The sequence below is a fragment of the Kribbella yunnanensis genome (assembly GCF_039529655.1).
In the GTDB taxonomy this organism is placed as follows: domain Bacteria; phylum Actinomycetota; class Actinomycetes; order Propionibacteriales; family Kribbellaceae; genus Kribbella; species Kribbella yunnanensis.
The window spans coordinates 1-12,051 of sequence record NZ_BAAANF010000007.1; the positions used below are offsets into that span (position 1 = coordinate 1).

At 66.8% G+C, this 12,051-nt stretch carries 15 protein-coding genes; 11 read left to right on the top strand and 4 right to left on the bottom strand.

Annotated elements, in window-relative coordinates:
* Positions 1–545: 545 nt before the first annotated feature.
* The gene (locus tag ABD231_RS10405) at positions 546–1,145 is read right to left on the bottom strand and encodes a TetR/AcrR family transcriptional regulator (protein WP_344148805.1); all 600 of its coding nucleotides are present in this window, start codon (positions 1,143–1,145) and stop codon (positions 546–548) included.
* Positions 1,146–1,218: 73 nt separating this feature from the next.
* Between ABD231_RS10405 and ABD231_RS10410 the strand changes: the two genes are divergently transcribed.
* Genes ABD231_RS10410 through ABD231_RS10420 form a run of 3 tightly spaced genes read left to right on the top strand, consistent with a single transcriptional unit; the run spans position 1,219 to position 4,355 of the window.
* Positions 1,219–2,364 carry an acyl-CoA dehydrogenase family protein gene (locus ABD231_RS10410; RefSeq protein ID WP_344148808.1) on the top strand — a complete coding sequence of 382 codons (1,146 nt, stop codon included), beginning with the start codon at positions 1,219–1,221 and terminating at the stop codon, positions 2,362–2,364.
* A 15-nt stretch (positions 2,365–2,379) separates the two neighbouring features.
* Positions 2,380–3,600 carry an acetyl-CoA C-acetyltransferase gene (locus tag ABD231_RS10415; protein ID WP_344148811.1) on the top strand — a complete coding sequence of 407 codons (1,221 nt, stop codon included), beginning with the start codon at positions 2,380–2,382 and terminating at the stop codon, positions 3,598–3,600.
* Positions 3,600–4,355 (top strand): SDR family oxidoreductase, encoded by a 756-nt coding sequence (locus ABD231_RS10420; protein ID WP_344148814.1) that lies wholly within the window; start codon positions 3,600–3,602, stop codon positions 4,353–4,355. Before ABD231_RS10415 ends, ABD231_RS10420 begins: the two co-directional genes overlap by 1 nt.
* Before the next feature lie 21 nt (positions 4,356–4,376).
* Here the strand turns inward: ABD231_RS10420 and ABD231_RS10425 are convergent, their stop codons facing one another.
* Positions 4,377–4,943: a TIGR03086 family metal-binding protein gene (locus tag ABD231_RS10425; RefSeq protein WP_344148817.1), complete on the bottom strand. Its 567-nt coding sequence runs from the start codon at positions 4,941–4,943 to the stop codon at positions 4,377–4,379.
* 53 nt (positions 4,944–4,996) lie between these two features.
* Between ABD231_RS10425 and ABD231_RS10430 the strand changes: the two genes are divergently transcribed.
* From ABD231_RS10430 to ABD231_RS10445, 4 genes are all read left to right on the top strand, one after another.
* On the top strand, positions 4,997–5,974 hold the full coding sequence (locus tag ABD231_RS10430; protein ID WP_344148820.1) for a helix-turn-helix transcriptional regulator: 978 nt from the start codon (positions 4,997–4,999) through the stop codon (positions 5,972–5,974).
* Between the two features lie 207 nt (positions 5,975–6,181).
* Positions 6,182–7,084, top strand: a complete 903-nt coding sequence (locus tag ABD231_RS10435; protein WP_344148823.1) for a GNAT family N-acetyltransferase — start codon at positions 6,182–6,184, stop codon at positions 7,082–7,084.
* Positions 7,085–7,087: 3 nt separating this feature from the next.
* Entirely contained in the window at positions 7,088–7,987 is a 900-nt protein-coding gene (locus ABD231_RS10440) for a GNAT family N-acetyltransferase (protein WP_344148826.1), read from the top strand.
* A 69-nt stretch (positions 7,988–8,056) separates the two neighbouring features.
* Positions 8,057–8,941, top strand: coding sequence for a GNAT family N-acetyltransferase (locus tag ABD231_RS10445; protein ID WP_344148829.1), 885 nt, complete (start codon positions 8,057–8,059; stop codon positions 8,939–8,941).
* Here the strand turns inward: ABD231_RS10445 and ABD231_RS10450 are convergent.
* A complete protein-coding gene (locus tag ABD231_RS10450) occupies positions 8,938–9,393 on the bottom strand; it encodes a MaoC family dehydratase (protein ID WP_344148832.1) in 456 nt (151 codons plus the stop codon). The genes ABD231_RS10445 and ABD231_RS10450 overlap by 4 nt on opposite strands.
* Positions 9,394–9,403: 10 nt before the next feature.
* Positions 9,404–10,159, bottom strand: a complete 756-nt coding sequence (locus tag ABD231_RS10455; protein ID WP_344148835.1) for an SDR family oxidoreductase — start codon at positions 10,157–10,159, stop codon at positions 9,404–9,406.
* A 142-nt stretch (positions 10,160–10,301) separates the two neighbouring features.
* Between ABD231_RS10455 and ABD231_RS10460 the strand changes: the two genes are divergently transcribed.
* Genes ABD231_RS10460 through ABD231_RS10475 form a run of 4 tightly spaced genes read left to right on the top strand, consistent with a single transcriptional unit; the run spans position 10,302 to position 11,981 of the window.
* Positions 10,302–10,676, top strand: coding sequence for an acyl-CoA thioesterase (locus ABD231_RS10460; RefSeq protein ID WP_344148838.1), 375 nt, complete (start codon positions 10,302–10,304; stop codon positions 10,674–10,676).
* Positions 10,673–11,092, top strand: coding sequence for an acyl-CoA thioesterase (locus ABD231_RS10465; RefSeq protein WP_344148841.1), 420 nt, complete (start codon positions 10,673–10,675; stop codon positions 11,090–11,092). Before ABD231_RS10460 ends, ABD231_RS10465 begins: the two co-directional genes overlap by 4 nt.
* 15 nt (positions 11,093–11,107) lie before the next feature.
* Positions 11,108–11,527 (top strand): globin, encoded by a 420-nt coding sequence (locus tag ABD231_RS10470; RefSeq protein ID WP_344148844.1) that lies wholly within the window; start codon positions 11,108–11,110, stop codon positions 11,525–11,527.
* Between the two features lie 25 nt (positions 11,528–11,552).
* Complete coding sequence (locus tag ABD231_RS10475) at positions 11,553–11,981, top strand: OsmC family protein (RefSeq protein WP_344148847.1); 429 nt, start codon at positions 11,553–11,555, stop codon at positions 11,979–11,981.
* Positions 11,982–12,051 lie beyond the last annotated feature (70 nt).

A 12,051-nucleotide genomic window follows, 5' to 3' on the forward strand; every position in this document is an offset into this window, starting at 1 on the left:
AGACATCAACAACACCTCCACAATCAAGGTGTTGCAACGACCACCTGAACCCAAGCGATGGACAACGGCACGGAGATCACACTCGACTGCCCGCTCCCCACTCTCGGCGACCAGGCGGCGCAATTTGCTCGACGCCCCGACTTCTCGACACGTATCCACGTCATGAAGGACTACTTCGGCCTGCCGGCGGCGGTATCGCGCTAGCGATCGACTCTCAACACCCGGGCTATCCAGGCTCATGTCTCCGTGCGACGAGCATGGCGATGCCATCCGCCAGCCATTGCCCGTAAAGGCGCCCATGCCGTCAGAGAAGCTGCCAGGCGTGCGTCAGCTCGTGGACCAGGTCGTCAATGTGAACGTCTACGGCGTAGCCCCTCGCCGCCACGACAGCGCGTGCGGGTTGGGGAAGTAGATGCGTACGAATTCGTGCGCGGTGGGTCGACCACCCCTTGGCGCGAAGCTTGAGCCGGCCCGCGCTATTGGTGTGGGGTGGGGGAAAGTGCGTGTGCACGAACCCGGTGCACGGGTGGGGTCGACCGCGGTTGCTAGGACTGGACCATTCGGTGGGCTAGGTCGCCGTACAGCTTGCCTAGGGCGTCGGGGTCGCCGCGGTGGGGGGTGTACCAGCGGGCTACGTCGATAGACAGGGACAGTACGGCGAGGGTTGTGCCGGGGAGGTCTGGTACGGCGAAGGAGCCGTCGCGGACGCCGTCGGTCAGGACCTGCTCGATTTGGGTGGAGATGGCTCGGCGGATGGTGGCTACCTCGGCGAGGTGGTCGGGGGAGAGGGCGTTCAGTTCGTACTGGACTACGTGGGCGATGGTGTGGTGGCGGGCGTGCCAGGCGGTGAAGGCGGCGACCAGGGCGCGGAGGCGGTCGGCGGGGGTGCCGCCGGTGTCGGCGGAGCGTAGGACTTCCAGGGCTGCGTTGTGGCCGTAGAGGCTGATCTCGAAGAGGAGGCGCTCTTTCGAGGGGTAGTGCACGTAGAGGGCGGCCGGGCTCATTCCTGCGCGGGAGGCGATGTCGCGGGTGGTGGTGGCCTGGAAGCCGCGTTCGGCGAAGGCGTCGATGGCGCCCGTCAGCAGCCGGCGGGCGGCGGCGGGCTCTACGTGGGCCCAATCGAGGGAATCGGTGACTGCGGACACGTTGACACCTTGCACCAAAAGCGTGAAGCTAAGCAAGCGCTTAGCCAGCAATCTCGAACCGCGGAGGCCACCGATGGAACGCGTCATCTTCAACGAGGATCACCACGCCTTCCGGGCCAGTGCCAAGGAGTACTGCGACCGCTCGCTGGTGCCGCGGATGGAGCAGTTCCTCGAGGAGAAGACGATCGACCGGGCCGCCTGGCTCGAGGCCGGTAAGCAGGGCTTCCTCGGTCTCGACGTGCCCGAGGAGTACGGCGGCTCCAGCGTCGGCGACTACCGGTTCAACCAGGTGTTCGCCGAGGAGGTCTCGAAGGTCTCCGCCGCGCTGTCGAGCTGTTTCGGCATCCACTACGACTGTGCCGCGCCGTACTTCGTCGACCTCGGGACCGAGGAGCAGAAGCAGCGCTGGCTGCCGAAGTTCTGCTCGGGTGAGTACGTCGCCGCGATCGGCATGACCGAGCCGTCCGGCGGGTCCGACCTGGCCGCGCTGAAGACGACCGCGAAGAAGGCCGACGGCGGCTGGGTGCTGAACGGGTCCAAGACCTTCATCACCAACGGCGACATGGCCGACCTCGTCATCGTGGCCGCCCGCACCACCCCGGAGAAGGGCGCGAAGGGCATCACGCTGTTCGTCGTCGAGGAAGGGATGGAGGGGTTCGCCCGCGGCCGCAAGCTGGACAAGGTCGGGCAGACCGAGTCCGGTACGTCGGAGTTGTTCTTCGAGGACCTGTTCGTTGCCGATGACAACGTCCTCGGCGAACTCGACCGCGGTTTCATCCACATGATGGAGCGGCTGGCGCAGGAGCGGATCGGCGCCGCGGTGTCGAACATCGCCCACGCGACCCAGATCCTCGACGAGACCATCGAGTACGTGAAGCAGCGCAAGGCCTTCGGGCAGTCGGTCGGTTCGTTCCAGTACAACAAGTTCCTGATCGCCGAGCTGGTCACCAAGGTCGAGGTCACGCAGGCCTACGTCGACAACGGTGTGGTCGCGCACGACGAGAACCGGCTGACCGCGGTGGACGCGGCCAAGACCAAGTGGTGGAGCGCCCACGTGCAGAACGAGGTCCTCGACGCCTGTGTCCAGCTGCACGGTGGCTACGGCTACATGAACGAGTACCGCGTGGCCCGCGCCTGGCGCGACGCGCGCGTCACCAAGATCTGGGCGGGATCGAACGAGATCATGAAGGAACTCATCGGCCGCGACCTGGGCCTGTAGAAGGAGATTCACGAAATGCCTGAAGCAGTCATCGTCTCGGCGGCCCGCTCGCCCATCGGCCGCGCGAACAAGGGATCGCTGACCACGATCCGGCCGGACGACCTCGCCGTCCAGATGATCAAGGCGGCGACCGACAAGATCGGTCTGACCGGCGACCAGATCGAGGACCTGATGCTCGGGTGTGCGGAGCCGCACGACGAGCACGGTGGCAACATGGCCCGCCGGGTCGCGGTGCAGCTCGGCTGGGACAACGCGCCGGCGACCACGGTGAACCGGTTCTGCGCGTCGTCGACCCAGACTGCGCGGATGGCGTTCCACGCGATCAAGTCCGGTGAGGGCGACATCTTCGTCAGCGCCGGGGTCGAGTGCGTCTCGCGGTACAAGAACTTCGGTTCGGCTGGTGTCGGTGACCCGAGCTCGTTCAACGAGCAGTTCGCCGATGCGGTCGCGCGGACCGCGAAGTACGCGGAGACCAACGAGACCTGGCACGACCCGCGGCAGGACGGCTACCTGCCGGACATCTACATCTCGATGGGCCAGACCGCGGAGAATGTGGCGACCCTCAAGGGCATCACCCGCGCCGACCAGGACGCGTTCGGCGTCCGCTCGCAGAACCTGGCCGAGAAGGCGATCAACAACGGTTTCTTCGAGCGCGAGATCGTTCCGGTGACGCTGCCGGACGGCACGGTCGTGAGCAAGGACGACGGTCCGCGCGCTGGCACCACGCTCGAAGGTGTGAGCGGCCTGAAGCCGGTGTTCCGCCCCGACGGCACCGTGACGGCCGGCAACTGCTGTCCGCTGAACGACGGCGCTGCCGCGGTCGTGATCATGAGCGACACCAAGGCACGCGAGCTCGGGCTGACCCCGCTGGCCCGGATCGTCTCCACCGGTGTGAGCGGTCTGTCGCCGGAGATCATGGGCCTCGGTCCGGTCGAGGCGTCGCAGCAGGCGCTGGCCCGGGCTGGGATGAGCATCAACGACATCGACCTGGTCGAGATCAACGAGGCCTTCGCGGTCCAGGTGATCGGCTCGGCGCGTGAGCTCGGCATCCAGGAGGACCGGCTGAACGTGCACGGCGGCGCGATCGCGCTCGGACACCCGTTCGGTTCGACCGGTGCGCGGATCATGACCACGCTGGTGAACGGTCTGCAGTTCGAGGACAAGCAGTTCGGGCTCGAGACCATGTGTGTCGGTGGCGGTCAGGGCATGGCCATCGTCCTGGAGCGCCTCAGCTGATGAGTCTGGAGAACCGTACGGCGATCGTCACCGGAGCCTCCCGCGGTATCGGGCTGGCGATCGCCCACCGGCTGGTTGCCGACGGCGCCCGCGTCGTCATCACCGGCCGCAATCAGGAAGCTCTCGACGAGGCCGTCAAGTCATTGGGCGGTCGCGAGCACGCGCTGGGCATCGCGGGTAACGCCGCCGATGGCGCGCACCGCGGATCCACGGTCGCGGCGGCCGTGGCGACGTACGGGTCGCTTGACCTGCTGGTGAACAACACCGGCATCAATCCGATCTATGGCGATCTGCTCGACATCGAGGCCGGTGTCGCCGCGAAGATGGTCGACACCAACGTGCTGGCCACGATCTCGTGGGTGAAGGCCTGCCGGGACGCGTGGATGGGCAACCACGGTGGTGCGGTGGTGAACGTGTCCTCGCTGGCCGGCCAGTCGCCGTCGCCGGGGATCGGCTGGTACGGCGCGACCAAGGCGATGCTGTCCCGCGTCACGGCCGAGCTCGCGCTCGAGCTCGCGCCGGAGATCCGGGTGAACGCGGTGGCTCCGGCGGTCGTGAAGACCAAGTTCGCCGGAGCCCTCTACGAAGGGCGTGAGGACGAGGTCGCGGGGACGTACCCGCTCGCTCGCCTCGGCCGCCCCGAGGATGTTGCCTCGCTGGTGTGGTTCCTGCTGTCCGACGAGTCCTCCTGGATCACCGGTCAGACCATCACCATCGACGGCGGCCTCACCCTCAGCGGCGGCATCGTCGGCTAAGGCCTCAAGGCCTCAAGGCACCTAGGGCGTGCGGCCCTGCCAGCCCGCCAACCGGTCGTACGGCGATGCGTCGTCGGCGACCGGTACGACGGGGCCGAACGGGATGTCGCCACCCCGCGGTTCGGCCGGAAGGAACTGTCGAACCAGCGTCAGCACGTGCTCGGCCAGTTCGTCGTCGAGCTGGTCGAGTCGACCGGTGGCCTTGGCCAGGTCCCATGAGTGTGTCGTGAGCTCACCGGTGTAGGCGGCGATCGCCGCTGCGCCCGGCAGCGTGCCGAAGGGCAGCTTGCAGATCAGCGCGAGGATGCTGTCGTCGGTCAGCGTCGCGTCGAGTGCGGTCCGGTGTTCCTTCCAGGTTCCGGCGATGTCCGGGCTGTCGGTCACCTTCGGAATCGTCAACGGGTCGCCACCGGTCAGTGCAAGGTTGATGCGGTGGGCAACCGACAGCAGATGACCGAGCAGCGTGCGGACGTCGTACTCCGGGCACGGTGTCGGCTTGGTGAACTCGTCAGGGCCGACGGTGTCGATGAGGTGCTGGGTCTGGTCGAGTGCACGGATGAACATCGGGCGTGGATCAGGATTCGTCATGAGTCCACCCTCGTGCTCTATAGGTGACATCTTCTGTCGCCTATTCTGAGAGAGTGCGAGCCGACCGGTTGTTGCAGATCATCCTCTTGTTGCAACGGCATGCCCGGTTGAGCACTCGCGAGCTGGCCGAGCGGCTCGAGGTCTCGAAGCGCACGGTGATGCGAGACATGGAGGCGCTGTCCGCAGCCGGAGTGCCCGTGTACGCCGAACGCGGGCGCAACGGTGGTTGCGTCTTGCTGCCGGGGTATCGCGCCGACGTGAGCGGCCTGACGCCGCGCGAGGCGCAGGCGTTGTTCGCGTGGTCCGGGCGGTCCGAGCTGTCGGACGAGCTAGGACTCCGGGGGAGTCTGAAGTCGGCTATGGGCAAGCTATCGGCGACTCTGCCGGAGGAACTGCAGAGTGACGCCGCAGCGTTGTCCGGTGCGATCGTGGTGGACCGCCGTCGCTGGTTCGCCGAGGCTGAGGATCACGGTGCTTTGCCGGTACTGCGTCAGGCCGTGGTGGCCGAGCGTCGGGTGCGACTGCGGTACGCATCGGCGAGTAGCGGACTCCAACGCCGTACCGTCGATCCGTGGGGTCTGGTCGAGCAGGCCGGGCGCTGGTACCTGGTGGCGGCGCATCGGGGCGCACCACGGATGTATCGGGTGTCGCGGATCGAGCAGGTCGACGTACTGGAAGAGGCCGCGGACAGACCGGACAGTCTGGATGTGCGAGCGGAGTGGGAACGCCTGCGCGCCAATCTGGAGCAGCCAGGTGGCGGTCCGAAGGGTGTGCAGGTTGAGGTCCGGGTGCATCCCGATCGAGTCGAGATCTTCCGACGGGTGGTCACCTCGATGCTGGCCAAAGGGGCAGTCCCACAAGAGCGGCCCAGTGACGATGCATGGCCGCATCTGTGGCTCGACTTCCGGATCCGCGAGGCTGCGTGCGGGATGCTGATCGCGTTCGGTCCGGACGTCGAAGTACTGGCGCCTGTCGACCTGCGGGCGCAGTTGCTGGAGCTGGCTCAGGGGGCCGTGGAGCTCTACAGCTGAAGGGCTGTGGACTCCCCGCCGCCGGTGACCCCGTCGTGTCCCAGCACGATGGCACTTCCGGCGGTCGGGGCGATTAGTCCGACAGCACCGGCTCACTCTAATACCCCGGAGCTGCACGACCGAATCACAGTCCGCACGTACCGGTTGCGATCGCGTTACGCCCTAATTCCGTGGCGTGGCAGGAGTGCGGCTGGTTATGGTCCGGCCATGACGACAGGGGTGCAGATCCGGCCGGTGACCGGCGACGATGCCGAGGCGGTCGCCGCACTGCGCCGCGCTGTTTATGGATACAAGGTGTTGTCGCCGGCAGCGGCACATCACATGATCACGGTGTTCTCGCCGGGCGAACGCTTCCTGGCGCTGGTGGCCGAAGCGGACGGTGAGCTGGTCGCGTGGGGGTCGGCCGGGCTGAACACCTGGACCAGCGAGCCGGGGCGCAGCAACATCTCGATCTACGTGCATCCGGAGTACCGCAAGCAGGGCATCGGCGGCGCACTCGCCGACCGGTTGCACCAGCACCTCACTGAGGTCGGTGCGACCAAGGTGGGTGTGTTCGTGCAGCCGGAGGGGCTGGAGTTCGCCCGCAACCGTGGGTACGACGGCACTCGGCAGATGCACTTCGCCGGAGTCGACACAGCTGACGTGCCGGAGCAGCCGCCGACACCCGCGGACATTCAGCTGGTGACGATGGATCAGGTGGATCCGCGACATGCGTTCGCGGCCGACACAGCAGCTTCGCTCGACGAGCCCAGTGACGCTCCGATCGACGCCGTCGACTACGACGACTGGTACGGCGAGGTCTGGACGGCGCCTGCTCTCGACAAGTCGCTGAGTGTCGCGGCAGTGGTCGGTGACGAGGTGGTGTGCTTCACCGCGGTCGAGACTGCGGGCGACCGCGCCTGGTCCGGCATGACCGGCACGATTCCGGCGTACCGCGGCCGTGGTCTCGCCAAGCTGGTCAAGTCGGTAGCACTGCGTCGATGCGCCGCCGCGGGCATCACCTCGGCGTACACGTCCAACGATGACGTCAATGGTCCGATGCTTGCCGTCAACAACTGGCTGGGTTATCGCCGCGTCGCTACCGAGTACGGTCTGATGCGTACGCTCTGACACATGCCTCTTCGCACAACAGTCGTCTCCGACGCCGATGCACTGGGTGAACTGTTCGCTCTGGTGCGACCGCACGTCGTTCTGCCGCCTGGTGCGACTCAGCGCGTCCTGGAGAGGACAGAGCGAGCCGGCAGTTGGGTGTTCGTGCAGGACGACGTGATCGTCGGTTGGGGACGGGTGGCTCCGGCGGAGTACCGCACGCAAGCGGACGCCTATCAGGGAACGCTGATGGTGCACCCGGACCACCGCGGGCAGGGGACCGGTCGCACGCTGGCCGACCTGATGCAGGAGCACCTGCGGGCACACGGAGCGCAGCGACTGGATGTCATGACTGAAGGCGATATCGGGTTGGCGTTCGCAGTTGCCCGAGGTGGCGTCCCTGGTGAGAAGGCCCGGGTGGCGTCCGTTCGACTGGACGAGTTGCCTGCGGCACCCGACGTACCGGCGGACCTGACGGTACGTCGACTCAGCGAGCTGGAACCGCAGGACGTGCACCCGGTGTATGCCGAGACTGTGCTGGACATTCCTGGCATCGACGGGGGCTTCGACGTCTCGTACGACGCGTTCGTCGCCCACGCGTGGGATCCGGCGCGCGGTAATCAGCTCGATCTGGGATCCGCGGCGGTTGTCGACGGCAAGGTTGTCGGTGTGTCGTTGGTGCAGCGCGCCGGCGCTCGGTTGTGGACCGACCTGACCGCCACGTCGACTGCGTACCGTGGCCGCGGGCTGGCCAAGATCCTCAAGTGGTCTTCGCTGACCTGGGCGGCCGAAGCCGGCTGCACGGTCGGATATACGCAGAACAGTCCGCGTAACGCGCCGATGCTCGCTGTGAACGAGTGGCTCGGTTATCAGGAGACGGCGACCGGTACAGCGGTTACGTGGCGTGTTGAGTCCGATCTGTAACGTGAGAATGTATGCAAGATACGCCGGGTGGGAGGCTATCTTTCGGAGAACTTCGGTGAAGGAGTTCTCGTGGAGATCAGAGCTGCTGAAGCGGGGGATCTATCGAGCGCACTGGCGTTGCACGACACGCTAGTGCCGTATCTCGTCGTCACATCGACCGCACTGAACGCACGCCTCGCCACGCCACCGGCTCCGGGGCGAGCGACCTTTGCGGCGGTGGATCGCGGCGAGGTGGTCGGCTGGGGCGTTGCCAATCTGGTGGCCGGGTCCGACCCGCTCGATGGCGAGGTGCGGGTGCTGGTCCGTCCCGACCACCAGCGTCGTGGCCTGGGAACCCAGTTGCTGGAGGCTGTTCATGACTCACTGCGGGCAGCCGGGGCGACCAGGGCTCGGGTGTTCGCGGAGCCGTCGACGGTCACGTGGGCGTCCCGCTGGGGCTACCAGCACACGCGCCAGGTGCACTATGCCGGGATCGATCCACGGAAGGCACCGGATCCCCCTGGACTCCCGTCCGACGTGCGGCTGGTTCCGTTGACGGAGGTGACGCCCGAGGCGCTGTACGCCGCAGATGTCATTGCCCAGCGCACCAAACCGGGTGATGCCAGGATCATCGCGCAACCGTACGCCGAGTGGTTGCAGGGGAAGTGGAACCATCCGGAGACGCAGCATGATCTCGGTGTCGCCGCCGTGCACGAGGACGAGATCATCGGTTTCACGTTCAACGTCGGCGACCGAACCAGGATCTGGTCGCGGATGACGGCCACCATGCCGGACTATCGCGGTCGCGGGCTGGCCAAGCTGGTCAAGACCGCGGCCCTACGGCGTGCAGCCGACGCCGGCGTTCAGAACGCGTACACGGCCAACTACGACGGCAATGCGCCGATGCTGGCCGTGAACGAGTGGCTGGGCTACTACCGGATCGCGACCCACGCCGTACTGGTCTGCCCTCTTTAGGGAACGAGCAGTACGACGGTCTCCGCGACGCAGGCGGGCTTTGTGGAGTTCTCCAGCTCGATCACCCAGTTGAGCGACACCTGGACGCCGGCCGGGGTCTCGGCCGTGTTCGCGATCGAGGCGCCGGCCCGGACCCGGGCGCCGACCGGGACCGGGGTCGGGAAGCGGACCTTGTTCACGCCGTAGTTGAGCTTCGCGGTGACGCCGGAGACGGAGAACAGCTCGTCACCGAAGCGGGCGATCAGGCTCAGCGTCAGATAGCCGTGGGCGATCGTGCCGCCGTACGGACCCTTGGCAGCTCGCTCGACGTCGACGTGGATCCACTGGTGGTCACCGGTCGCCTCGGCGAACTGGTTGACCTGCTCCTGGGTGATCTCGAGCCATTCGGACTCGCCCAGGGTGTTGCCGACGGCGTTGACGACCTCGTCGACTCCGGTGAAGGACTTGGGCATGTTCGATTCCTCAGTTCCGGGGTCCACCAGCGACGTACAGGACCTGGCCGGAGACGAAGCCGGCCTCTTCGCTGCAGAAGAACGACGCAGCGGCGGCGATGTCGTCCGGCGTGCCGGTGCGCTGCACGGGGATCGCGGCTGCGGTCGCCTTCTTGAACTCCTCGAAGTCCACGCCGACCCGGGCCGCCGTGGCTGCCGTCATGTCGGTCTCGATGAACCCCGGGGCGATCGCGTTCGCGGTGACGCCGAACTTGCCCAGCTCGATCGCCAGCGTCTTGGCCAGGCCCTGCAGACCGGCCTTCGCGGAGGCGTAGTTCGCCTGGCCGCGGTTGCCCAGCGCGGAGGTCGACGACAAGAACACCATCCGGCCGTAGCCGGCCTCGACCATGTGGGCCTGGACGCCCTTGGACATCAGGAAGCTGCCCTTGAGGTGCACGGACATGACCGTGTCCCAGTCGTCCTCGGACATCTTGAAGAGCAGGTTGTCGCGCAGTACACCGGCGTTGTTCACCAGGATCGTCGGGGCGCCGAGCTCGGCCACCACCCGCTCGATCGCGGCGGCGACCTGGTCGGACTTGCTGACGTCGGCGCCGATCGCGACGGCCTTGCCGCCGGCCTCGGTGATCGCCTTGACGGTGCCTTCGCAGGCAGCCTCATCGAGGTCGAGGACCGCGACCGCGTTCCCGTCCTTGGCCAGCCGGAGCGCGACAGCCGCGCCGATTCCCCGGGCTGCCCCGGTCACGATCGCCACTCGCTGCTGCGTCATCGCCGCTCCCTACTGGTAGGTACATGTTGCCGGGGATGACATTACCCACGCTGCGTCATGCCCGGAGCACCCAGGATGCGATGATCGCCGTGTGGCTCATCACAACCGGCACGTTTACCACTGTCCGCTTAGGTGGGGCGATATGGACGCGCTGGGCCACGTGAACAACGGCCGGTACGTCGACTATCTCCAGGACGCCCGGGTCGACTTCCTCTTCCGGACCGCCGCCGAACTGGGCGCGGACACGCTGGAGACCGGTCTGCTGGTGGCCCGGCACGAGGTCCACTACCGAGCGCCACTGCGGTTCCGGTCCGAGCCGGTCCGGATCGAGCTGTGGATCAGCGAGATCAAGGCGGCCCAGTTCACCGTCGACTACGAGATTCTCGACCTCGAGCCGACCAGGACGACGTACGTCGAAGCCCGGACCAAGCTCGTCCCGTTCGACTTCAAGGCCAACCGCCTCCGCCGCATCACCCCGGAGGAACGAGTGGTCCTCTCGAGGCTGGTGGCCGAATGACCTTCACGCACCCGGTCCTGGTCCGCTGGTCGGACATCGATTCCTACGACCACGTGAACAACGTCCGGTACTTCGACTATCTCCAGGAAGCGCGGATCGCCTTCCTGAGTGACGTGCTGGGGACAGCTGGAGTGTTCTTCGACGACTACCCGTGTGTGCTCGCCAGTCTGACCGTGGACTACCTGCGCCCGATCCTGCTGCGGCACCCGCCGTACGACGTGGATGTGTGGATCGAGTCGATCGGTACGTCGTCGTACACGCTCCGCTCGCACATTCTGGACCGGTCCGGTGCCAGCGAGGACGTGTACGCGAAATCGGTCGCCGTACTGGTCGCGGTGGACGGTGTGACGCACGCCAAACGCCCGCTCGGAGACGCTGAACGGGCAGCCCTCGAACAGCACGTTAGGGCGACTTGAGACACTGGTCTCGACATGAGTGACGCAGAGAGCTTCTACGACGCCGTCGGTGGGGCGGACACCTTCCACCGGCTGGTGGCGGCGTTCTACCGTGGCGTCGCCGCCGACCCCGAGCTTCGGCCGATGTACCCGGAGGAGGACCTCGGTCCGGCCGAGGTGCGCTTCCGGATGTTCCTGGAGCAGTACTGGGGTGGGCCGCGCACCTACTCCGACGAGCGTGGGCATCCGCGGCTGCGGATGCGGCACATGCCGTTCGCGGTCACACCGAGTGCGCGGGACCGCTGGCTCGGTCACATGCGGGCCGCCCTGGACGAGATCGCTCTGACGCCCGATCGGGACGAGGAGATCTGGCGCTACATGGTGATGGCCGCCCACAGCATGGTGAACACCGACGAACCGAACTATCCCGGCGCGATCGACGTGTCCGGCAACTAAAGCCTCGCAAGGAGAACAGACGAGCATGGCAACCACTCGTACGGCCAAGACGCACTGGGAAGGCTCGCTGCTGGAGGGCGCCGGGCAGGTCGCCCTGGAGTCCTCCGGGGTCGGCACCTTCGACGTCTCGTGGGCGTCCCGCGCCAACGACGCGAACGGCAAGACCAGCCCGGAAGAACTGATCGCGGCCGCGCACTCGGCCTGCTTCTCGATGGCGCTGTCGCACGCGCTGTCCCAGGGCGGCAACGCACCGGAGTCCCTGGACACCTCGGCCGACGTCACCTTCCAGCCGGGTGAGGGCATCACCGGGATCGTGCTGTCGGTCAACGGCAAGGTGCCGGGCCTGACCGCGGACGAGTTCGCGGAGTTCGCCGAGGACGCGAAGAAGAACTGCCCGGTCTCCCAGGCGCTGACCGGTACGACGATCACGCTGGACGTCACCTTCACCGCCTGAGCAGCGCCTGAGCAAACGACGTACGAAGGCGCCCGGTGGATCACACCGGGCGCCTTCCCCCGTCCCCCCG

What these genes read in the sequence shown, in the direction of transcription:
- ABD231_RS10410 (WP_344148808.1), top strand. Translation starts at nt 1,219, where the DNA reads ATGGAACGCGTCATCTTCAACGAGGATCACCACGCCTTCCGGGCCAGT.
- ABD231_RS10415 (WP_344148811.1), top strand. Translation starts at nt 2,380, where the DNA reads ATGCCTGAAGCAGTCATCGTCTCGGCGGCCCGCTCGCCCATCGGCCGC.
- ABD231_RS10420 (WP_344148814.1), top strand. Translation starts at nt 3,600, where the DNA reads ATGAGTCTGGAGAACCGTACGGCGATCGTCACCGGAGCCTCCCGCGGT.
- ABD231_RS10425 (WP_344148817.1), bottom strand. Translation starts at nt 4,943, where the DNA reads ATGACGAATCCTGATCCACGCCCGATGTTCATCCGTGCACTCGACCAG.
- ABD231_RS10435 (WP_344148823.1), top strand. Translation starts at nt 6,182, where the DNA reads ATGACGACAGGGGTGCAGATCCGGCCGGTGACCGGCGACGATGCCGAG.
- ABD231_RS10440 (WP_344148826.1), top strand. Translation starts at nt 7,088, where the DNA reads ATGCCTCTTCGCACAACAGTCGTCTCCGACGCCGATGCACTGGGTGAA.
- ABD231_RS10450 (WP_344148832.1), bottom strand. Translation starts at nt 9,393, where the DNA reads ATGCCCAAGTCCTTCACCGGAGTCGACGAGGTCGTCAACGCCGTCGGC.
- ABD231_RS10455 (WP_344148835.1), bottom strand. Translation starts at nt 10,159, where the DNA reads ATGACGCAGCAGCGAGTGGCGATCGTGACCGGGGCAGCCCGGGGAATC.
- ABD231_RS10460 (WP_344148838.1), top strand. Translation starts at nt 10,302, where the DNA reads ATGGACGCGCTGGGCCACGTGAACAACGGCCGGTACGTCGACTATCTC.
- ABD231_RS10465 (WP_344148841.1), top strand. Translation starts at nt 10,673, where the DNA reads ATGACCTTCACGCACCCGGTCCTGGTCCGCTGGTCGGACATCGATTCC.
- ABD231_RS10470 (WP_344148844.1), top strand. Translation starts at nt 11,108, where the DNA reads ATGAGTGACGCAGAGAGCTTCTACGACGCCGTCGGTGGGGCGGACACC.
- ABD231_RS10475 (WP_344148847.1), top strand. Translation starts at nt 11,553, where the DNA reads ATGGCAACCACTCGTACGGCCAAGACGCACTGGGAAGGCTCGCTGCTG.